General features: G+C 64.3%; 14 protein-coding genes. 8 read left to right on the plus strand and 6 right to left on the minus strand.

The features are described from left to right. Window positions 1–556 precede the first annotated feature (556 nt). From GTP44_RS13735 to moeA, 3 genes are all read left to right on the plus strand, one after another. Window positions 557–3,619 carry an Rne/Rng family ribonuclease gene (locus tag GTP44_RS13735; RefSeq protein ID WP_161019879.1) on the plus strand — a complete coding sequence of 1,021 codons (3,063 nt, stop codon included), beginning with the start codon at window positions 557–559 and terminating at the stop codon, window positions 3,617–3,619. Window positions 3,620–3,788: 169 nt separating this feature from the next. After that, window positions 3,789–4,898: a GTP 3',8-cyclase MoaA gene (gene moaA, locus GTP44_RS13740; protein ID WP_160990698.1), complete on the plus strand. Its 1,110-nt coding sequence runs from the start codon at window positions 3,789–3,791 to the stop codon at window positions 4,896–4,898. 2 nt (window positions 4,899–4,900) lie between these two features. Continuing rightward, window positions 4,901–6,814 (plus strand): molybdopterin molybdotransferase MoeA, encoded by a 1,914-nt coding sequence (gene moeA, locus GTP44_RS13745; protein ID WP_161019880.1) that lies wholly within the window; start codon window positions 4,901–4,903, stop codon window positions 6,812–6,814. Here moeA and GTP44_RS13750 read toward each other — a convergent pair. The 4 genes from GTP44_RS13750 to cqsA form a co-directional block, all read right to left on the minus strand. Continuing rightward, the gene (locus tag GTP44_RS13750; protein WP_161019881.1) at window positions 6,789–7,916 is read right to left on the minus strand and encodes an MFS transporter; all 1,128 of its coding nucleotides are present in this window, start codon (window positions 7,914–7,916) and stop codon (window positions 6,789–6,791) included. The two genes, moeA and GTP44_RS13750, sit on opposite strands and share 26 nt — an antisense overlap. A gap of 135 nt (window positions 7,917–8,051) precedes the next feature. Then, window positions 8,052–9,329, minus strand: a complete 1,278-nt coding sequence (locus GTP44_RS13755) for a DNA recombination protein RmuC (protein WP_161019882.1) — start codon at window positions 9,327–9,329, stop codon at window positions 8,052–8,054. A 4-nt stretch (window positions 9,330–9,333) separates the two neighbouring features. Then, a complete protein-coding gene (locus GTP44_RS13760; protein ID WP_160990702.1) occupies window positions 9,334–9,726 on the minus strand; it encodes a group II truncated hemoglobin in 393 nt (130 codons plus the stop codon). Between the two features lie 15 nt (window positions 9,727–9,741). Beyond that, window positions 9,742–10,974 carry an alpha-hydroxyketone-type quorum-sensing autoinducer synthase gene (cqsA, locus tag GTP44_RS13765; protein WP_161019883.1) on the minus strand — a complete coding sequence of 411 codons (1,233 nt, stop codon included), beginning with the start codon at window positions 10,972–10,974 and terminating at the stop codon, window positions 9,742–9,744. A gap of 174 nt (window positions 10,975–11,148) precedes the next feature. On the opposite strand from cqsA, the gene GTP44_RS13770 reads away from it, so the two are divergent. Both GTP44_RS13770 and GTP44_RS13775 read left to right on the plus strand, forming a co-directional pair. Next, window positions 11,149–12,414 (plus strand): sensor histidine kinase, encoded by a 1,266-nt coding sequence (locus GTP44_RS13770; protein ID WP_161019884.1) that lies wholly within the window; start codon window positions 11,149–11,151, stop codon window positions 12,412–12,414. A gap of 3 nt (window positions 12,415–12,417) precedes the next feature. Then, window positions 12,418–13,425 carry a hypothetical protein gene (locus GTP44_RS13775; RefSeq protein ID WP_161019885.1) on the plus strand — a complete coding sequence of 336 codons (1,008 nt, stop codon included), beginning with the start codon at window positions 12,418–12,420 and terminating at the stop codon, window positions 13,423–13,425. A 10-nt stretch (window positions 13,426–13,435) separates the two neighbouring features. Here GTP44_RS13775 and GTP44_RS13780 read toward each other — a convergent pair whose 3' ends face one another. Continuing rightward, on the minus strand, window positions 13,436–15,970 hold the full coding sequence (locus GTP44_RS13780) for an ABC transporter permease (protein WP_161019886.1): 2,535 nt from the start codon (window positions 15,968–15,970) through the stop codon (window positions 13,436–13,438). Continuing rightward, window positions 15,971–16,978 carry an adenosine deaminase gene (locus tag GTP44_RS13785; protein ID WP_161019887.1) on the minus strand — a complete coding sequence of 336 codons (1,008 nt, stop codon included), beginning with the start codon at window positions 16,976–16,978 and terminating at the stop codon, window positions 15,971–15,973. Window positions 16,979–17,420: 442 nt separating this feature from the next. On the opposite strand from GTP44_RS13785, the gene GTP44_RS13790 reads away from it, so the two are divergent. The 3 genes from GTP44_RS13790 to GTP44_RS13800 all read left to right on the plus strand — a co-directional run bounded on the left by GTP44_RS13790 (window position 17,421) and on the right by GTP44_RS13800 (window position 22,264). Continuing rightward, entirely contained in the window at window positions 17,421–19,343 is a 1,923-nt protein-coding gene (locus GTP44_RS13790; RefSeq protein ID WP_160990708.1) for a PrkA family serine protein kinase, read from the plus strand. A gap of 108 nt (window positions 19,344–19,451) precedes the next feature. Next, window positions 19,452–20,720: a YeaH/YhbH family protein gene (locus GTP44_RS13795; protein WP_161019888.1), complete on the plus strand. Its 1,269-nt coding sequence runs from the start codon at window positions 19,452–19,454 to the stop codon at window positions 20,718–20,720. Further along, entirely contained in the window at window positions 20,603–22,264 is a 1,662-nt protein-coding gene (locus tag GTP44_RS13800; protein WP_371867220.1) for a SpoVR family protein, read from the plus strand. Before GTP44_RS13795 ends, GTP44_RS13800 begins: the two co-directional genes overlap by 118 nt. The last annotated feature ends 442 nt before the right edge of the window (window positions 22,265–22,706 follow it).

A 22,706-nucleotide genomic window follows, 5' to 3' on the forward strand; every position in this document is an offset into this window, starting at 1 on the left:
GGCGTCTCCACTGGCCTCGCCAAATTGCAAATTCAGAGGAAAAAATGTATACGCACCACCGCTGACGGAATCAAGGTTGCACCGTAGTTGTAATCGGGTGGCGACAGCGGTGCTGAAGAAGATTGATTGGATAGTAAGGATAAAGTCCGGTTCGCCAGTTCATTGGTCGGCTGACCGGTTGATGAGAAGTTGATAACGCTTGCCGTTTTCGCCAGACCCCATGCTCACTGCAAGCTCGACGGAAGGCTGACCTCAGCCGTTATCGAAGTTGCAACACTTGTAGTCAATAGCCTGGTCGAGATCTGGCCATGTAGACGCTGCTCTCCGTCTGTTCTTTTCTGCCGTCCGTTGGGGCCGCATGGAGAACTACAGATGAAGCGAGCACTCGGCATGTCGATCAACCTCATGCGCCCAGTTGCGACCGCTCCACGCGGCCGCACAGGATGGGCATAGCCACCGCAATCATTCGGATTCTCGCGTATATCCCTGTAGCTTGCCGTACCGGACTAAGAAACCGGACGGCATCGATGGCCCAAGGGTCGCGGAGTTTATAAAAATGAAACGCATGTTGTTTAACGCTACGCAGCAAGAAGAGCTGCGCGTGGCCATTGTCGATGGTCAGAAACTGATCGATATCGACATCGAAACCGCCGGACGCGAACAGCGCAAGTCCAACATCTACAAAGGCGTGATCACCCGCATCGAACCGTCGCTCGAAGCCTGCTTCGTCAGCTACGGCGAAGATCGCCACGGTTTCCTGCCGTTCAAGGAAGTCGCCCGCACTTACTTCCGTGAAGGCGTCGATGTACGCAACGCCACCATCAAGGATGCGCTGCGCGAGGGCCAGGAAATCATGGTCCAGGTGGAAAAAGAAGAACGCGGCAACAAGGGCGCCGCCCTGACCTCCTTCGTCTCGCTGGCCGGCCGTTACCTGGTGCTGATGCCGAACAACCCGCGCGGTGGTGGTGTTTCCCGCCGTGTCGAGGGGGAAGAGCGGCAGGAACTGCGCGAAACCATGGACAAGCTCGACCTGCCGCCCGGCATGTCGGTGATCGCCCGCACCGCCGGCATCGGCCGCAACGTCGATGAACTGCAGTGGGACTTGAACTACCTGATGCAACTGTGGCGCGCCATCGAGGGCGCCGGCAAGTCGGCCGCGGGCGCGTTCCTGATCTACCAGGAATCGTCGCTGGTGATCCGTGCGATCCGCGACTACTTCCAGCCCGACATCGGCGAGATCCTGATCGACACCGACGATATCTACGAGCAGGCGCACCAGTTCATGAGCCACGTGATGCCCGACATGGTGCACCGTGTAAAACGCTACAGCGACGACGTGCCGCTGTTCTCGCGTTTCCAGATCGAACACCAGATCGAAACCGCCTACAGCCGCACCGTGCCGCTGCCATCGGGCGGCGCCATCGTCATCGACCACACCGAGGCGCTGGTGTCGGTCGACGTCAACTCGGCCCGCGCCACCCGCGGTTCCGACATTGAAACCACCGCCTTCAACACCAACTGCGAAGCGGCCGAAGAAGTCGCCCGCCAGTTGCGCCTGCGCGACCTGGGCGGCCTGATCGTGATCGACTTCATCGACATGGAAGTGGCCAAGAACCAGCGCGAAGTCGAACAGCGCCTGAAAGACGCGCTGCACCACGACCGCGCCCGCGTTCAGATGGGCAAGATTTCCCGCTTCGGCCTGATGGAACTGTCGCGCCAGCGCCTGCGTCCGTCGCTGTCGGAAGGCTCGCACGTGACCTGCCCGCGCTGCTCCGGCACCGGCCACATCCGCGACACCGAATCGTCGGCGCTGCAGGTCCTGCGCATCATCCAGGAAGAGGCGATGAAGGAAAACTCGGCCACCATCCACGTGCAAGTGCCGGTGGACGTGGCCGCTTTCCTGCTCAACGAGAAGCGCGGCGAAGTGCTGAAGATCGAAACCCGCCATCGCATCACCGTCATCCTGGTGCCGAACAAGCACCTGGAAACCCCGCACTACAAGCTGGAACGCATCAAGCACGACGATCCGCGCCTGGAAGACAGCGCCGCCAGCTACTCGCTGGTCGAACAGGCCGAAACCGACATGGCCTACAGCAAGCGCCAGAAGGAAGAAGCCAAGCCGCGCCAGGAAGCCATGGTCAAGACCATCACCCCGGACCAGCCGGCGCCGCTGGTCGAGCGCAAGCCGACCGAGACCGTCATCAAGCCAGCCCCGGCCCCAGCGCCGACGCCGGCACCGCAAGGCTTCTTCGCCAAGCTGATCGGCTTCTTCACCGGCGCGCCGGCCGCGCCAGCCCTGCCGCAGCAGCCAACCATCGTGGTCAAGGCGCCGGCCAACGGCGAGCGCGGCGCTGACCGCAACGCCCGTGGCCCACGCGGCCGCGGCCGCAACGGCAAAGGTGGCCGTAACGAGCGCGACGAGAAGGAAGCCGGCGCGCCACGCACCGCCGCCGCCCAGGAAGAAGGCAAGGCAGCGGACGCCAATGGCCGTCCGCCACGTCCGCCGCGCCCACCACGTGAGCCGCGCGAAGGCCGCGAACCACGCGAGGGCCGTGAGCCACGCGAGCCGCGTGAACCGGCCGCTGAAGGCCAGGGCCGCGAGCGGGCCGAGCGTCCAGAACGTCCAGAGCGCGGCGAGCGTCCACCACGTCAGCCACGCGAACCGCGCGGCGACAAGGCGCCAGTCGAAGCCAAAGTGGAAGAGCTGGCACTGAACGCCGCCGTGGCAGCGACCGGTCCGGTAGCCGACGCCGCCACCAGCATTCTGAAATCGGCGCCGAACGCCGGTCCGGAAGGTGACGAAAACGACGTGGCAGGCGAAGGCGATGAGCCACGCCGTCGCCGTCGTCGCGGTGGCCGCAACCGCAATCGCCGCGAACGCGAAGGTGTGGAAGGCGTGGAAGGCCAGGAAGCGGCCGACGGCGAAGCCGGCGAGCAAGCTGAGTTGAGCTTTGCGCCAGCCGCAGTGGTTGCCGCACCGGCCGTGGAAGCTGCCGAAGCCGTAACCGCCGCGCCGGAAGTGACCGCCGCCGCTCCAACTGAGGCGCCTGCCGCACCGGCCGCCGCAGAGCCGGTCGCCGAGACGGTTTCCGCCCCGGTCGCTGAAGTTGCCACCGAGGTTGCCGCTGTCGAGCCGGTCGTCGCCGCTGAACCAGTGGTCGTCGCGCCGGTCGCTGCCGAGCCGGTTGCTGCCGAGCCGGTCGTCGTCGCCGAACCAGTCGTCGCTGAGCCAGTCGTCGCTGAGCCAGTAGCTGCCGAACCGGTTGCCGCCCCAGTGGAAGCCGCTCCGGTCGCCGAGCCAGTGGTTGCCGCAACGCCTGTGGAAGCCGCGCCAGTCGCCGCCGAGCCGGTCGCCGTGCCGGTGGTGGACGTCCCTGCGCCGGTTGCCGCTGCACCTGCACCTGCCCCTGCGCCAGCGCCAGCCCCAGCGGCGTCGGTCGACCTGCAATCGGTGCTCGGCTCCGCCGGCCTGACGCTGGCCGCGACCGATCCGGCCAAGCTGCGCGCCGCCCAGGAAGCCGCGGCGCAGATCGCGCCACCGGTCCGCGTGCCACGCGAGCGCAAGCCGCTGCCGCCGCAGAACGACGAGCCACTGATCCAGGTCGATACCCGCCGTTAATCGGGCCGGCTCAGTAAAAAAGGGAAGCGTCATGCTTCCCTTTTTTTATGTGCGCGACAACCGGCCTTTCCCTCCGTCAAGGACGTAAAATCAGCGCTCGTGGTATCGTAGCTGGTTGGCCGCGCGAGGACGCGTCCACGTTTTCAAAAACAGCAAGATTGCAATACCCATGGCAGAAAAAATCATCATGATGGCCGAGCGGCGTGGCGACGTGCCGGTCATCCCCACCACGCTCGAAACACCCACCGGCCTGCTGAGCGATCAGCTGGCGCGGCCGCTGCACGATCTGCGCATATCCGTCACCGACCGCTGTAACTTCCGCTGCGTGTACTGCATGCCGAAAGCGGTGTTCGACAACGACTACCCATACCTGCCGCACACCGCGCTGCTGTCGTTTGAAGAGATTACCCGCGTCGCCCGGCTGTTCATCGCGCACGGCGTCGAGAAAATCCGCCTGACCGGCGGCGAGCCGCTGCTGCGCAAGCACATCGAGCGCCTGGTGGGCATGCTGGCCGAACTCAAGACCGTCAGCGGCAAACCGCTGGACCTGACCCTGACCACCAACGCCTCCCTGCTGGCGCGCAAAGCGCAGTCGCTGAAAGACGCCGGCCTGCAACGCGTCACGGTATCGCTGGACGCGCTGGACAACGCCACCTTCCAACGCATGAACGACGTCGATTTCTCGGTGGACGACGTATTGAAGGGCATCGACGCCGCCCACCAGGCGGGCCTGGGCCCGATCAAGATCAACATGGTGGTCAAGGGCGGCATGAACGACCAGCAGATCCTGCCGATGGCGCGCCATTTCCGTGGCTCGCCCTACATCCTGCGCTTCATCGAATACATGGACGTCGGCGCATCCAACGGCTGGAAAATGGACGAAGTGATTCCATCGGCCGAAGTGGTGCGCCGCATCGGCGCCGAGCTGCCGCTGGAACCGGTGTCCGCCAACTACGCCGGCGAGACGGCGGCGCGCTGGCGCTATACCGACGGCAGCGGCGAAATCGGCGTGATTTCCAGCGTCTCCCAAGCGTTTTGCGCCGACTGCACTCGCGCGCGGCTGTCGACTGAGGGTAAACTGTACACCTGTCTGTTCGCCACCAGCGGCCACGATCTGCGCGCGCTGCTGCGCGAAGGACGCAGCGACACCGAAATCAGCACCGCGCTGGCGCATCTGTGGCGCGCGCGCGGCGACCGCTACTCGGCGCTGCGCACCAGCCAGACAGCGGCGCTGCGACGCGGCGCGAACAAAGTGGAAATGTCTTACATCGGGGGGTAGTTTTGTCTTTGAAGAGCAAGGTCACCGGATTGATCCTGGCGGGCGGCCGCGGCACCCGCATGGGCCGCGTCGATAAAGGGTTGCAGCCGTTTCGCGGTTCGACGCTGGTGGCGCATGTGCTGGCGCGCTTGGCGCCGCAGGTGTCGTCGCTGGCGGTCAACGCCAACCGCAACCTGCCGCAGTATCAGGCGGTGGCCGGCGAGTCGCCGGTGCTGCCGGATTATCTGGATGGTTTTGCCGGGCCGCTGGCCGGCTTGCAGGTGGGCTTGCAGTTCTGCCCCACCGCGCTGCTGCTGACGGTGCCGTGCGATTCGCCGTTCTTCCCGCTGGACATGGCCGAGCGCCTGCACGCGGCGATGGAAGCCGAAAGCGCCGACCTGGCGATGGCCGTGACCATGGAGCGCGATCCGGAACAGCCGGACGCCGCGCCGTTCCGCCAGCCGCACCCCGTCTTCAGCCTGGTGAAGACCAGCGTGCTGCCGCAACTGGAAGCCTATCTGGACACCGGCGCGCGGCGCATGGAAGGTTTCTACAAATCGCTGCGCGTGGCCGAAGTGCTGTTCGACGACAGCGCTGCCTTCGGCAACATCAACACCCTCGAAGACCTGCAGCAGCACGAACGCGCCGCCGCCACGGCACCAGCGCCGGCACCGGTGCCGGCCCGCGCGCATGACAGCGATCCAACGGCGCTGGCGGTCGGGGAAGCGCGGCGCCTGATCTGCGCGCGCGTCACGCCGGTCGAGGCGACCGAGAAGCTGTCCCTGCTCAACGCGCTTGACCGCGTGCTGGCCGAAGACATCATCTCACCGATCAACGTCCCTGCCTACGACAACTCGGCGATGGACGGCTACGCCCTGCGCGGCGCCGACCTGCCGGCCGAAGGCGCAAGCGCCACTTTCAAGACCATCGGCATCGCCTACGCCGGCCATCCGTTCACGCAAGCGCCGCAAGCCGGCGAATGCGTGCGCATCATGACTGGCGCCGCCATCCCGCCAGGCTGCGACAGCGTGCTGCCGCAGGAGCTGGCCACGAGCATCGACGGCGACCAAATCACCATCGCCCACAACGCCATCCGCGCCGGCGCCAACCTGCGGCGCGCCGGCGAAGATTTGCGGGCCGGCGGCATCGCCATCGCCCAAGGCAAACTGCTGCGCCCCGCGGACCTGGGCCTGGTCGCCTCCCTCGGCATTGGCGAGGTGACGGTCAGGCGCAAGCTGAAGGTCGCCTTCTTCTCCACCGGCGATGAACTGCGCTCGCTCGGTGAACCGCTGGAAGACGGCTGCGTCTACGACAGCAACCGCTACACCCTGTTCGGCATGCTGCAACGCCTCGGCTGCGACGTGATCGACATGGGCGTCGTCCGCGACGACCCGCAAGCGCTGGAGGCCGCGCTGCGCATGGCGGCCAAGCAGGCGGACGCCATCATCACCTCCGGCGGCGTGTCCGAAGGCGCGGCCGATTACACGCGCGACATCATGGCCCTGCTGGGCGACGTCGCCTTCTGGAAGCTGGCGATGCGCCCCGGTCGTCCACTGGCCTTCGGCAAAGTGCAAACAGCGCAGGACAGCGCCTGGCTCTTCGGCCTGCCCGGCAATCCGGTCGCCGTCATGGTTTCGTTTTACCTGTTCGCCCGCCCCGCCCTGCTGCGCATGATGGGCACGGACAGCACACTGCCCACCATGCAGGCGCGCGCCACGCAGGCCATCCGCAAGCGCCCCGGCCGCACCGAGTACCAGCGCGGCATCGTCAGCACGGCGGAAGACGGCACGCCGCAAGTGCGCCTGACCGGCGCCCAGGGCTCCGGCATCCTCAGCTCCATGACCGAGGCAAACTGCATCGTCGTGCTGCACCACGACCAGGCCGGCGTCGCCGCCGGCCAGATGGTCGACGTCATGCTGTTCGACGGGCTTGTGTAGCCACCACCAGCATGCCGCAGGCCAGCGCCGCGAAGGCCCACTCCAGGCCCACCGCATGCGCGACAAAACCGATCAGTCCCGGCCCGGCCAGAATGCCGGCATAGCCGATGGTTGAAATCGCGCTGACCGCCAGGCCGGCCGGCATGTCACGCTGACTGCCCGCCGCCGAAAACAGCACCGGCACAATGTTCGACGCTCCGCAGCCAATCAGCGCAAAGCCCGGCAGCGCCAGCCACGCCGACGGCGCCAGCACCACGATGAGGAAGCCGGCGGCGGCGGCCAGCCCGCCCAGCAGCAGCACGCGGCGGCCGCCGAAGCGCTGCACGATCTTGTCGCCATTCAGGCGGCCGATGGTCATCGTCACCGCGAACGCCGCGTAACCCAGGCCGCCCTGCGCGCCGCTCATGCCGCCGTTGATCAGCATCACCGCGCTCCAGTCGAGCACCGCGCCTTCGGCCAGAAACACGAACATGCACAACACGCCGATCAGCACCACGGCGCCGCGCGGCACCACCAGAAACGGCGCGTCACGTTCCGCCGCCGGCGCCTCGCGCAGCAGTTGCGGACCTGCCACCAGCAGCACGCCGGCGACGATCATGGTCATCACCACCGAGGCGCTGACGATGCCCATGCCCAGCCACAGCATCAAACTCATGCCGCCCGCGCCGGCAATGCCGCCGACGCTGAACATGCCGTGGAAACCCGACATCAGCGCGCCGCCGTAGTCCTTTTCGACGATCACCGCCTGCACATTCATCGACACATCGAGCGTGCCGATGGTGGCGCCAAACAGGAACAAGGTCAATCCCAGCAAGGGCGCGCTCGGCGCCATCGCCAGAAACGGAAACACCACGCAGCAGCCCAAGCCGGACCAAAGAATCACGCGGCGGCAGCCGTAGCGCGCCGCCAGCACGCCGGTCACCGGCATCGCCATCAGCGAGCCGATGCCGAGGCACAGCAACAGCAGGCCCAGTTGCGCCGCATCGACGCCGGTGCGCGACTGCGCATACGGCACCAGCGGCGCCCAGGACGACATGGCCATGCCGGCCGCGAGGAAAGCCAGGCGCGTCGAGACGCGCTGTTTTAAACCAGTAGTTTTCATGGTAGTCGGTTTAATTGGGTGATCGGCAGCACGCGGCAGCACACCACCCCGAAGCACAAGCACGCACAAGCAAGCACAAACAAGCACAAACAAGCACAAGCACGGATTTATGCAGATCAGCGCACGGACGCCGGGTTAATCGGTATCAAGTTCGCCCTTGTCCCCGCCCTCGGCGCCCATCAACAATTGCGCCTGCTCGCTCGGCAGCGCCTCCACCGTCTTGAGCTTGCGCGCCATGGCGCGGCTGCGGGTTTCGGCCGACTCGATATTCTTGGCGGCGCGCTCCAGCGTCAGCTTGGTCGCGGCCAGCACATCGCCGAACTTCGAGAACTCGGTCTTCACCGCGCCCAGCACCTGCCACACTTCCGACGAGCGCTTTTCCAGCGCCAGCGTGCGGAAGCCCATCTGCAGGCTATTGAGCAGCGCCGTCAGCGTCGACGGACCGGCGATGCTGATGCGACTCACCCGCTGCAACTCGTCGGCCAGGCCGGGACGGCGCATCACTTCCGCATACAGACCCTCGGTCGGCAGGAACAGGATCGCGAAGTCGGTGGTGTGCGGCGGCGATACGTACTTCTCGGCGATGGTGCGCGCCTCGTTGCGCACCGCCCGTTCCAGCTCGCGGCCGGCCAGCGCCACGCCTTCGGCATCGGCGTTGTCGGCGGCTTCCAGCAGACGTTCGTACTGCTCCTTCGGGAACTTGGCGTCGATCGGCATCCACACCGGCGCGCCGTTGTCGCCCTGCCCCGGCAACTTGAGCGCGAACTCCACCCGCGCGCCGCTGCCGGCGATAGTCTCGACGTTCTTCGCGTATTGATCGGGCGTGAGCACCTGCTCCAGCAGCATCTCCAGCTGCACCTCGCCCCAGGTGCCGCGCGTCTTGACGTTGGTCAGCACGCGTTTCAGGTCGCCGACGCCCAGCGCCAGCTGCTGCATTTCACCCAGCCCCTGGTGCACCCGCTCCAGCCGCTCGGACACTTGCTGGAACGACGCGGTCAACCGCGACTCCAGCGTGGCGTGCAGCTTCTCGTCCACCGTCTTGCGCATCTCTTCGAGACGGGCGCCGTTGTCGGCCTGCAGATCCTTGATCTTCAGTTCCAGCGTGGCGCGGATTTCCTCCATGCGCTGATGCATGCTGTCGGTGAACAGCTTGATGCTGCGCGCCTGCTCGTTGCGGCCGACCAGGCCTTGCGCCTCCAGTTGGCGGCGCATCGCGTCAAACTGCTGCACCGAGGCGGCGTTGCTGGCCTGCGCGGTGGCCTGCAATTGCAGCCGCACTTCGCGCTCCACCCGCTCGATGCGCTCGGCCAGATCGCCCGTCGGCCCGCCGCGGGAACGCAGCAACGCCATCACCTGCAACGCGATGACGGCGACCAGCGCCGCCAACAACACAAAAAACCCGATCTGGCTCATGGCATCAATCCGGCTTGTTACGCATCCAGTCGGCGGTCTGGAAGAAGGAGTTCATCAGGCGCACGCGCAATTCGGTGTCGATGCCGACATCCTCCATCGCCCACGCCATGCAGCGCAGCCACTGGTCGCGTTCCTGCGTGCCGATGGCGAACGGCATGTGGCGCATGCGCAGGCGCGGATGGCCGTGCGCCTGCTGATACAGGTCCGGCCCACCCATCCAGCCGCTGAGGAACATGAACAGGCGTTGGTTGGCATTGTCCAGCGACGGGCCGTGCACCGAGCGCAGCAGTTGGAACTCCGGTTCGAGTTCCATCAGATCATAAAAACGGTTGACCATTTCGCGAATGGTCGACTCGCCGCCGATTACGTCATAGAGGGTACGGGATTCTTCAGTCATACCCGCCATGATAGCTTATACGAGGGCCAGCTTGCGCGCGCGCCGCGTCGACGACCAGCTCTCCAGATCGGCCGCGTCGCGGATCGCCTCGCAGGCGTGGACGATGCGCGCCAGCCGCGCGCGATCCAGCCCGGCGTTGAGCGTCAGCCGCACCAGCGAGCGGTTCTTCGGCGTCGCCGGCGCGCAGAACATGGCGCCGTACACGCCGTGGTTTTCCAGCAGCTTGCGCAGCGCCAGCGTTTTCGGTTCCGGCCCCGGTTCCAGCGCGATGATCTGCTCCGAGCCGTCGCCGACGTTGTAGCCCAGCGCACTCAATGCCTCGCGCAGCGCGCGCGCGTGTTGATGCAGCGCGGCGCGGCGGTCATCGGCGGCGGCAATGAAATCGATGGCCGCATCGAGCCACGCCAGCTCATGCCCCAGCAGGCAGGAACTGAAAATCGCCGGACGCGACTCCGACAAAAAATAGCCTTTGAAATAGCGGCTACAGGTGATAAAGCCGGCGCGCCCGGCAAACGCCTTGGCCAGCGAGGCGGTGCGAAAATGCACCCGCTCACTCAAACCCAGCGCCGCCACCAGCCCCGCCCCGCGCGGCCCGTGCGTGCCCAACGAATGGGATTCGTCGACGATCAGCATGCAGCCAGTGCGCTCCGCCGTCTCCACCAACGCCAGCAGCGGCGCCACGCTGCCGTTGGTGCTGTACAGCGCATCGACCACGATCAGGCCGCGCCCGTGGCGCTGCAATTGCTTCTGCAAATGCGCGATGTCGTTGTGCAGGAAGGACACCGGCAGCGCGCCGGCCGACTGCACGCCCTCCCACAGCGAGGCATGCGCCTGCATGTCCAGATACACCGGCACGCCCGGCCCGGCCAGTGTCTGCACCAGTCCGACGTTGGCGGCCCAGCCGGATTGCGCCAGCACGCCATCCTCGGCGCCCATGAAATGCGCCAGCTTGCGTTCCAGCCGGTGCTGCGCGCTGCCCTCCTGCAGATAAACGGCCGACATCAGCAGCTCGCCCTGACCGCGCTGCAACGCCGCCGCCTGCGCGCCCACCAGCGCCGGCTCGCCGGCCAGACACAGGTAGTCGTTGCCGGCCAGGAACACCGCGTCGGACGGTATCGGCTGCCACGCGTGCGGATGCTCGCCGCCGAGCAACTGGGCGATGCGGGTGACGTAATGCAGGTCGATGCGGCGGCTGACAAAGTCGGGGAAGCACGTCGAAGGTTGGTCTTGGGCAATTGCATCGCTCATGGTGAATCTCCTTGAGATTTAGACAGGAAAGATTGTTTTTTTGTGAACCGAAGTGCCCACGATGCGGCTAAAAAAACTCATAGAGATTGATACGGATCAATTACTGTTTTGATATTTCCAAACACGTTGCAAATTAAGGTGATGATGGCACCTTGATAAAAGTCAATCGTCACCATGATGCCCACCCTGCAACAACGCTGGAAACGCTGGCAACACGGACTGGTGCAATCGCTGCTGCTGTATCACGGCCGCGAAGACCACGCCACCGTGCGCGTACTGCTGCTGGCGTGCATCGGCACGGTGGGCATGCCGCTGTACTACGTGATCTGGCGCCATTTTTTCCCGCAGGAATACGAGTCGCTGCCGCTACGCCTGTTCGGCATCCTGCTGTGCGCGCTGGGCCTGTTCGCGCGCCAGTTCAGCCGGCCAATGCTCAACCTGTACCTGCTGGTCACGCTCAGCTACATCTTCCCGTTCTTCTTCACGCTGATGTTCTTGATGAACCACGCGTCCGGCGTGTGGCGCGAGTCGCTGCTGATCGGGCTGGTGGTGCTGTTTCACTTCGACACCGGCCTGGCCTTGCGCGCCTACGCCATCGGCACCACGCTGGCCTGCGCCGCAGCGGCGGCGCTCGGCGCCAGCGACATGTTGCTCAGCCGCGCGGTGCTGCAACAGGTGCCGATCCACTGGTTCACCATCGCCGTGCTGTCGGTGGCCAAGATCAGCCGTCATGTGCTGGCGCAGGAAAAGCTGGCCGGCATGGGCGCCGGACTCGCCACCGTGGCGCACGAGCTGCGCACGCCGCTCACCAGCGTCGACGCCAATGTCCGCGGCATGCTGCGCATGATGGCCGACGCCCAGGGTGAAAGCGCCCAGGACCGCCTGACCGTCATCGACGCGCTGGCGCGCATCCAGTTTGAAGTGCGCCACATGAACCACATGATCGATCTGTTTCTGCTGAGCGCGACGGCGGTGCGGCAAAACCTGCATCCGGTGGAGACGGTGTCGATGGAGACGGTGGCCGAGGCGGTGCTGAAGCGCTATCCCTTCTCCAGCCAGAAGCAGCAGAAGACGGTCACGCTGGAGGTGCGCCATAACTTCCAGTTCGCCGGCCAGACCGAGCTGGCGGTGGTGGTGTTGCTGAACCTGCTGCGCAACGCGCTGCGCGCGGTGCAGCGCGCCGGCAAGGGGCGTGTGCGCATCGTCATCGACGGCGGCCATCAGCCGCCACGTCTGCTGTTCATCGACACCGGCTGCGGCATCGCGGCGCCGCAGCAGGCCATGATTTTCCGCCGCTTTTATTCGCATCCGCCGCACAACGGCGCCGGCATCGGACTGGCGCTGTGCAAGGAAATCATGGGCGCCTGGCGCGCCCGCATCCGCTGCGTATCGCGCGAGAGCGCCTACGCCATCTTCATATTAGAATTCCCCATGAGGTGAATCATGCATCTACCCGTCTATGCCCATCCGACGCTGACCGTGCTGGTTGACGACAGCGATTCGTTCCTGCGCAGCCTGTCGTTCCAGCTCAACCCGATGCTGGCCAACAAGACCTTCCATGACGCCCTCGACGCGCTGCGCTGGCTGCGCGCCAGCGCGCCGGACAGCGCGATGCCGCTGCACGTCAACTTCGACATGCAAAACCTGCCGGCCGACCAGTGCAATGTGACGCTGGAACTGGACCGCATCTACCGCATCGCCGAACAGCGCGAGCGCTTCGCCACGCCGTCGGTGCTGGTGGTCGATTACTCGATGCCGCAGATGAACGGGCTGGAATTCTGCGAGGCGGTGGCGCACCTGCCGTGCAAGAAGATCCTGTTTACCGGCGCGGCCGACGAGAAGGTCGCGGTCAGCGCCTTCAACCGCGGCCTGATCGACCGCTACATCCAGAAGAGCGACGACCACGCGCTGGATATTCTGGAGATGGAAATCGCCACCATGCAGGACTGCTACTTCGACAGCCGCGCCGACATCCTGCGCGAAATGGCGGCGCTGCACGATTACCGCTTCCTGACCGATCCGACGCTGACGGCGGTGGTGCGGGAACTCAAGCGCGCCATGGGTTTCGTCGAGCATTACATCTTCCCCAACCCAACCGGCATCCTGTTCCTCGACCAGCAGGGCAAGGCCACGCTGATGGTGATCGAGACCGAGCAGAGCATGCAGTCGCAGTATGAAATCGCCCGCGACAGCGATGCGCCGCGCTCGTTGTTGAAGGCGCTGATGGAACGCCGCGTGCTGACCTTTTTCAGCGATCCGTTCGGCGATGGCATGTACACCAGCGCCATGGCCGAGAACTGGCACCGCTACAGCGCCGCGCCGCGCATCTGCCAGGGCCGGGAAACTTATTATTGGGCGCTGTTCGACCTGCCCGGCCACTATTTCGCGCAGCGCCCCGTCACCTATGCGCAGTTTTTGCAGGCGCTGCAGCCGCAGGGGGTAGCGGCGTAGCGGCGTTGCCTCAGGCTTCGCGCAGCGTTTGCAGCGGCGGCTGGCGCAGCACGTTGCGCAGTCCCAGCCAGCCGCCGGCGATGGCGCACAGCGCGCCGGCCACCAGCCCGACCAGCCACACCACCGGGCTGAATGCCCACGCGAACTTGAACTGGTAGGTGGCCAGCGCCCAGCCCATGGCCGCCGCGCCGCTGGCCGCCAGCACGCCGGACAGCGCGCCGACCAGTGTGAACTCGATCAACTGCGCCTGCGACAGCTGCTTGCGCGTGGCGCCCAGCGCGCGCAGCAGGCCGGCCTCGCGCGTGCGCTCGTCCTGGGAACCCATCAGCGCGGCGTACAGCACCAGCCCCCCGGAGGCCAGCGTGAAGAGGAACAGGAACTCCACCGCCGTGATCACCTGGTCCAGCACCGCCTGCACCTGGCGCAGAATGCCGCCGATATCGACGATGGTCAGGTTCGGATAATCACGCGTCAGCGCGTTCATCAGCGCGCCCTGGCCTTGCGGCAGGTGGAAGGCGGTGAGCCAGCTTTGCGAAATATCGGTCATCGCCGCCGGATTGATGATGGCAAAGAAGTTGACCCGCATCGAGCCCCAATCGAGCTTGCGGATGCTGGTGATGGTCACGTCCACCGGCGAGCCGGCGATGTCGAAGCGCAGCTTGTCGCCGAGCTTCCAGCGCAGCGTCTTGGCGATGCCCTCCTCCACCGATACTTCCGGGAAGCCCGGCTTGTCCTCAAACCACTTGCCCTGCACGATACGGTTCTCCGGCTGCATCCGGGCCATGGTCGACAGGTTGAACTCGCGGTCGGCCAGGCCGCGCGCGCGGTCCTCGGCATAGGTCTGGGCGGTGACCGGCGCGCCGTTCACCGCGGTCAGGCGGCCGCGGATCATCGGGTACTGCGGCGCATAGTTGACGCCGGCCGCTTTCAGCCTGTTGGCGATGTCCTCGCCCTGCTCCGGCTGGATGTTGATGATGAAGCGGTTCGGCGCATCCGGCGGCGTGGCGTTGCGCCAGGCGGTCATCAGGTCGCCGCGCACCACGGTCAGCACCAGCAGCGCCATCATGCCCAGCGCCAGCGACACCACCTGCACGATGGTGGCGCCCGGACGGCGCTGCAACGAGGTGATGGCGAAGCGCCAGCTTTGATGGTCGATCAGGCCGCGCAGCGACCGCAGCGAACGCAGTCCCAGCCAGGCCACCAGCCCGAACACCGCGAACGCGCCGAAGAAGCCCAGCGCCGTGTACAGCGCCATCGCCGGATCACCGGCCTGCCACAGCAGCAGCGCGACAAAGCCGCCCATGCCGAAGCCGTAGGTGGCCAGCGCGCCGACGTTGGGCGGCTCCTGCTCGCGGCGGATCACGCGGTTGTGCGGCACCTTGCGCAGTTGCAGGATCGGCGGCAGCGCGAACGCGGCCAGCAGCAGGATGCCGATCGCCATGCCTTGCAGCGCCGGGAACAGCGTCGGCGCCGGCAGCCCGGCCGATACCAGCGAACCCAGCACCTCCAGCAGCACGTAATGGGCGCCGAAGCCGATCGCCACGCCAAGCGCGCTGCCGGCCACGCCCACCAGCAGGAACTCGATCAGGTACATGGCGGTGACCTGGTTTTGCGTCAGCCCGAGGCAGCGCAGCATGGCGCAGGCGTCGAGGTGGCGCTGCATGAAACGGCGCGCCGCCATCGCCACGGCGACCGCCGCCAGCATCGCCGACAGCAGGCCGACCAGCGACAGGAAACGGTCGGCGCGCTCCAGCGTGGTTTGCATTTCCGGGCGGCCGTCGAGCGACTCGACCCGCACGCCTTTGATGTTCTGGTGCTTGATCTCCGCCTTCAGCCATGCCTCGAACTCACTGGCCGCTTGCGCGCCGTTGTTCAGCGACGCCGGCGCGCCGACCAGCATGCGGTAGTTCACCCGCGAGCCCGGCTGGATCAGGTTGGTGGCGTCGAGGTCGGACAAGGCGAACATCACGCGCGGCGCGAAGGCCATGAAGTTGGCGCCCCGATCCGGCTCGCCGGCGATGATCCGCGTGATGGTGAAACGCTTGTCGCCCAGCTGGATCGGCTGGCCGACGGCGGTGTTCAGGCTGCCCAGCAGGCCCGGCTCCACCCACACGCTGCCGGGCGCGGGCACGCCGTCGGCGGCCACGCCGATGCTTTGCTCGGCCTGCGCGGCGTCGGTGGTGGTCTTGACCTTGCCGCGCAGCGGATAGCCGGGGCCGACAGCCTTCAGGGCCGACAACACCGACAGCGACTGCTCGCCCTCGCCCGCCTGCGCCATGCTGGGGAAGCTGATGGTGTCGGTCACCACCAGCCCGCGCCGCACGGCTTGCGCGCGCCAGTCGGCGCGCACCGGCAGGTCGGCGCTGACCACCACGTCGGCGCCCAGCAACTGGTGCGCGTCACGCTCCAGTCCGCTACGCAGGCGGTCGATGAAGAAGCCGGTGGCCGACAAGGCCGCCACGGCCACCGTCAGCGCGATCAGCAGAAAGCGCAGCTGGCCGGCGCGCCAGTCGCGCGCCGTCATGTTGAGGGCAAGTTTAAACATTCAGACCTTGGCGAAAAACGCGTCGACTTCATCCAGATAGCGCTGCTTTTGCGCGGCCGGCAGGAAGGCCGCCGCGAAGCTGTTGCGCGCCAGCCGCTGCGCGTGCGACAGGCCCAGCGGCAAGGCCTCGAAGGTGGCGATGAAGTTGTCGTTCATGTAGCCGCCGAAATACGCCGGGTCGTCCGAATTGACGGTGGCGACAATGCCGGCGTCCAGCAGTTCCAGCAGATTGTGCCGCTCCATCCGGTCGAACACGCACAGCTTGATGTTGGACAGCGGGCACACCGTCAGCGCCATCTGCTCTTTCGCCAGGCGCGCGGTCAGCGCCGGATCTTCCAGGCAGCGCACGCCGTGGTCGATGCGCTCGACGTTCAGCGTGTCGAGCGCGGTGTAGATGTAGGCCGGCGGGCCTTCCTCGCCGGCGTGCGCCACCAGGTGCAGGCCCAGCGCGCGGCAGCGGGCGAACACGCGCGCGAACTTCTCCGGCGGATTGCCGACTTCCGACGAGTCCAGGCCGACGCCGATGAACTGGTCGCGGTACGGCAGCGCCGCCTCCAGCGTGGCGATCGCATCGTCTTCCGACAGGTGGCGCAGGAAGCACAGGATCAGCGTGGCGCTGACCGGGCTGTCCTGACAGGCGCGGTGGATGCCGTTGATGATCACGTCCATCGGCACGCCGCGATGGGTGTGCGTTTGCGGATCGAAGAAGATTTCCGTGTGGCGCACATTGTCCGCCTCGGCGCGCCGCAGGTAGGCGGCGGTCATGTCGTAGAAATCCTGCTCATGCAACAGCACGCTGGCGCCGGCGTAGTAGATGTCGAGGAAGGATTGCAGATCGGTGAAGGCATACGCCGCGCGCAACGCTTCCACCGAGCCGTAGGGCAGCTTGACGCCGTTGCGTTCGGCCAGCGCGAAGATCAGCTCCGGCTCCAGCGAGCCCTCGATGTGGATGTGCAGCTCGGCTTTCGGCATCTGCTGCAAAACACGGCGCAAGGTATCGTTCAACATATTGATTTTTCCTGTGACTGAAGTGACTGAATTAAGCCATCTTATCGCATGCGGCGGATAGCGTGTCAGCACATCTTCGAAAGGCGTGTTACTGTGGTGCTTGAGGACCAAAAAGCCCCAGAAAATGCGCGTGATTAAATCACTATTTTCTTTTTAAATCAGGTCGTTACAAAAGGGTATTAACGATATTACGACATACCTTTTGACTTCCTGCACCAATAGCGCAATAATCAATTTCATAGACGTAAGAAGCGTTACGACCAACACATAAAGGCCGCCATCCGGCCCATAAAGCCAGCTCAAGGACACGGGCAATCCGTGCCGCCAAAAGAAGCTGACCAGAAGAAAAATAAGACAGCAAAGGATCATCGAATCAGAGCCAGGGCAGGCGCACTGCCGGTGACTCGTGACATGCAGGTTTTCATCATTAAAGGACATTTCCATGACCATTTTTGACAACTACGCCGCACGATACGAACGGACCAAAGAAGAAGAGATGTCCATGAAGGAGTATCTCGAACTTTGCAAGAAAGACCGGCTGACCTATGCCAGCGCCGCCGAGCGCATGCTGGCCGCCATTGGCGAACCGACGTTGATCGACACGCGTAACGATACGCGGCTGTCGCGCATCTTCGCCAACAAGGTCATCAAGATTTATCCGGCCTTCCGCGAGTTCTACGGCACCGAGGAAGTGATCGAGCAGGTGGTGTCCTACTTCCGCCACGCGGCGCAGGGGCTGGAGGAACGCAAGCAGATCCTGTATCTGCTGGGTCCTGTCGGTGGCGGCAAATCGTCGATCGCCGAAAAGCTCAAGTCGCTGATGGAGCATGTGCCCTTCTACTGCCTGAAGGGCTCGCCGGTGAACGAGTCGCCGCTGGGTCTGTTCAACGAGGATGAGGACGGCACCATCCTGGAAGAGGACTACGGCATCCCGCGCCGCTACCTGCGCAATATTCCGTCGCCGTGGGCGGTCAAGCGGCTGCACGAGTTCAACGGCGACATCAACCAGTTCCGCGTGGTCAAGCGCTACCCGTCGGTGCTGAAGCAGATCGGCATTTCCAAGACCGAACCGGGCGACGAAAACAACCAGGATATTTCCTCGCTGGTCGGCAAGGTCGACATCCGCAAGCTGGAGGATTATTCGCAGGACGACCCGGACGCCTACAGCTATTCCGGCGGCCTGTGCCTGGCCAACCAGGGCCTGATGGAATTCGTCGAGATGTTCAAGGCGCCGATCAAGGTGCTGCATCCGCTGCTGACCGCCACCCAGGAAGGCAACTACAAGGGCACCGAGGGCTTCGGCGCGATTCCGTTCGACGGCGTGGTGCTGGCGCACTCGAACGAGTCGGAATGGAAGACCTTCAAGAACAACCGCAACAACGAGGCCTTCCTGGACCGGATCTACATCGTCAAGGTGCCGTACTGCCTGCGCGTGACCGACGAGATCAAGATCTACGACAAGCTGCTGTTCAACTCGTCGCTGTCGGCGGCGCCCTGCGCGCCCGGCACCCTGCGCATGATGGCGCAGTTCGCCATCCTGTCGCGGCTGAAGGATCCGGAAAACTCCAGCATCTTCAGCAAGATGCTGGTCTACGACGGCGAGAACCTGAAGGATACCGACCCGAAAGCCAAGTCGCTGCATGAGTATGTCGACTACGCCGGCGTGGACGAGGGCATGAACGGGCTGTCGACCCGCTTCGCGTTCAAGATCCTGTCCAAGGTCTTCAACTTCGACAACACCGAGGTGGCGGCCAATCCGGTGCACCTGTTGTACGTGCTGGAGCAGCAGGTCGAGCGCGAGCAGTTCCCGCCTGAGCTGGAGCAGAAATACTTCTCGTACATCAAGGAGCATCTGGCGCAGCGCTACGTCGAATTCATCGGCAAGGAAATTCAGACCGCCTACCTGGAATCGTATTCCGAGTACGGCCAGAATATCTTCGACCGCTACGTGACCTTCGCCGACTTCTGGATCCAGGATCAGGAATACCGCGATCCGGACACCGGCGAGAGCTTCGACCGCGAGTCGCTGAACAACGAGCTGGAAAAAATCGAGAAGCCGGCCGGCATTTCCAATCCCAAGGATTTCCGCAACGAGATTGTCAACTTCGGACTGCGGGCGCGCGCTAATAATGGCGGCAAGAATCCCGCGTGGACCAGCTATGAAAAGTTCCGCACCGTGATCGAGAAGAAGATGTTCTCCAATACGGAGGAACTGCTGCCGGTGATTTCTTTCAACGCCAAGGCCAGCGCGGAGGACGCCAACAAGCACGCCGACTTTGTCGCGCGCATGGTGGAGAAAGGCTACACGGCCAAGCAGGTGCGGCTGCTGTGCGAATGGTATCTGCGCGTGAGGAAGTCGTCGTAAGCCGCCGTCACTTCCGCGCCAGCGGGAGCCCATAGAACGCGTGAGCGCACGCTCAGCATGGGTCCCCGCCTGCGCGGGGACGACGATGCAACTAGTAGGAGGCATCTTTTGACTTACCTCATCGACCGTCGTTTGCAGGGCAAGAACAAGTCCGCGGTCAACCGCGAACGCTTCTTGCGGCGTTACAAATCGCAGATCAAGGACGCGGTGGGCCGCGCCATCAAGGGCCGCTCCATCACCGACGTTGAGAATGGCGAAAAAGTCTCCATCCCGGTCAAGGATGTGAGCGAGCCCTCGTTTGGCCACGCCCACGGCGGCGTGTGGGAAGTGGTCAATCCCGGCAACCAGGAATACCAGAAAGGCGACCAGATCAACCGCCCCAAAGGCGGTGGCGGCGCCGGCCGCGGCAAGGCCGGCAATAGCGACCAGTTGAGCGAGGACGACTTCATCTTCGAGCTGTCGCGCGAAGAATTCATGAACTATTTCTTCGAGGATCTGGAACTGCCGCACATGGTCAAGACCCAGCTGACCGCCAGCACCGATTTCAAGAACCAGCGCGCCGGCTACAACATGTCCGGCACGCCATCGAACATCCATGTGCTGCGTTCGCTGCGCGGCGCGCTGGGCCGGCGCATCGCGGTCGGCGGCGGCTCGCGCAAGCGCGTCACCGAGGCCGAGCGCGAACTGGAGGCGCTGCTGCTGGAAGGCGCGCCGCTGCAGGACCCGCGCGTGGTCGAACTGAAAAAGCTGATCCACCACCTGCACACGCGCCTGCTGGCGATTCCCTTCATCGATCCGTTCGACCTGCGCTACACCAACCGCGTCAAGGTGCCCAAGCCGATGACGCAGGCGGTGATGTTCTGCATCATGGACGTCTCCGGCTCGATGGACGAAACGCGCAAGGACACCGCCAAGCGCTTCTTCATCCTGCTGTACCTGTTCCTCAAGCGGGTGTACGACAAGATCGACGTGGTCTTCATCCGCCACCACACGGCGGCGGCCGAGGTGGACGAGGAAGAATTCTTCCACTCGCGCGAATCGGGCGGCACCGTGGTGTCGTCGGCGCTGCACCTGCTGGACAAGATCATCGACGAGCGTTTCGGCGCCGGCAACTACAACGCCTACGTGGCGCAGGCGTCCGACGGCGACAACTGGGACAACGACTCGGTGCTGTGCCGCCAGCTGCTGGTCAACACCATCATGCCCAAGGTGCAGTACTACACCTACGTCGAGATCACCGACGGGCCGCCACAAAATTTATGGGAGCAATATTCGCAGGTGCCGGACCACCACCCGCACTTCGCCATGCAGAAGATAGTGACGCCGGCCGACATCTATCCGGTATTCCGCGAACTGTTCAAGAAGCAGCCGAAATAATCATGAACGACATGACCTCCCCCAAGCCGAAGCACCCGAACGCGCTGCCAGAGCAATCCGAATGGACGTTCGAGCTGATCGAGCAGATCCACCAGGAAATCCGCCGCGTGGCCGAGGGCTTCGGGCTGGACACTTATCCGAACCAGCTGGAGATCATCACCGCCGAGCAGATGATGGACGCCTACACCTCGGTCGGCATGCCGGTGTCGTACAACCACTGGTCGTTCGGCAAGCACTTCCTCAGCACCGAGAAGGGCTACAAGCGCGGGCAGATGGGGCTGGCCTACGAGATCGTCATCAACTCCAATCCCTGCATCGCCTATCTGATGGAGGAGAACAGCCTGACCATGCAGGCGCTGGTCATCGCCCACGCGGCCTACGGCCACAACTCCTTCTTCAAGGGTAACTACCTGTTCCGCACCTGGACCGACGCCGACGCCATCGTCGACTACATGGTGTTCGCCAAGAACTACATCGCCGAGTGCGAACAGCGCCACGGCATCGACGCCGTCGAACTGCTGCTGGACTCGTGCCACGCGATCCAGAACTACGGCGTCGACCGCTACAAGCGGCCGGCCAAGCTGTCGATGGCGCAGGAACGCGCGCGGCAGAAGGAGCGCGAAGCCTACGCGCAATCGCAGGTCAACCAGCTGTGGCGCACGCTGCCACGCCGCGAGGAAGAGGAGGCGGCGCAGGCGGTCAAACGTTTTCCACCGGAGCCGGAGGAAAACCTGCTGTACTTCATCGAGAAGTATGCGCCGCTGCTGGAACCGTGGCAGCGCGAGATGGTGCGCATCGTCCGCAAGATCTCGCAGTATTTCTATCCGCAGCGGCAGACCCAGGTCATGAACGAGGGCTGGGCCACCTTCTGGCACTACACCATCCTCAACCAGTTGTACGATGAGGGGGTGATCGGCGACGGCTTCATGATGGAGTTCCTGAAGAGCCATACCAACGTGGTCTACCAGCCGCCGGTCAACAGCCCCTACTACAGCGGCATCAATCCCTACGCGCTGGGCTTCGCGATGATGACCGACATCCGCCGCATCTGCGAACACCCGACCGCCGAGGACCGCGAATGGTTCCCCGACATCGCCGGCAGCGACTGGCGCAAGACGCTGGACTTCGCCATGCGCAACTTCAAGGACGAGAGCTTCATCGCCCAGTACCTGTCACCCAAGCTGATCCGCGAGTTCCACTTCTTCGCGGTGCTGGACGACGACCACAACGACAAGCTCAGCGTCTCCGCCATCCACGACAACCTCGGCTACCGATACGTGCGCCAGCAACTGGCGGAACAATATAATCTGGGCAATCGCGAACCCAACATCCAGGTATGGTCGGTCAACACGCAGGACGACCGCGCGCTGACGCTGCGCCATACCCAGTTCCAGCGCCGCCCGCTGAACCAGCAGGCCGGCGAGGTGCTGAAGCATGTCGCACGCTTATGGGGCTTCGACGTCCATCTGGAAACGGTGGGCCCCGGCGGCGACGTGGTCAGTTCCCTGGAAATCAAACGGGAGAAACGCGGCCGGCATTTCTGACCAACTAATATATAAGGCTTTTTTGCGGAGCGTGGGCGGCGGGCACGACTCTTGCAATAGTCCGAACCGGGGTCAGCGACGGCGCGCTGATCCCGGTTTTTTTATTGGATGCATGGCGCGCGGCGGAAGTCAACAGGTTTCTGCGGCTACGCGGATGGTAGCTGCCGCAATAATTTCCAAGCGGAAACACCTGCGACCAAATTATCAACCGTGCGTAGTAAAGCTACCTGCATATTATTCCGTTTTTGGCCTTAAGGGAAAACTAAGTAACGCCTTGGTGCGCCAGCGCCCAAAAATGCGCGGGCCGGTCTTGCCCCTTGAGCCAGAACGGTGCAAAGTGAGCGCTACCATATAGGAAAACCCTATGAAATTTAACCGGTTTTAGGGATGAAAATTCTATGTAAAATCAAGAATTCGTATGTATAATTCGCCGACGTCCCGG

The sequence above is a fragment of the Duganella lactea genome, from assembly GCF_009857505.1.
Lineage (GTDB): Bacteria > Pseudomonadota > Gammaproteobacteria > Burkholderiales > Burkholderiaceae_D > Rugamonas > Rugamonas lactea.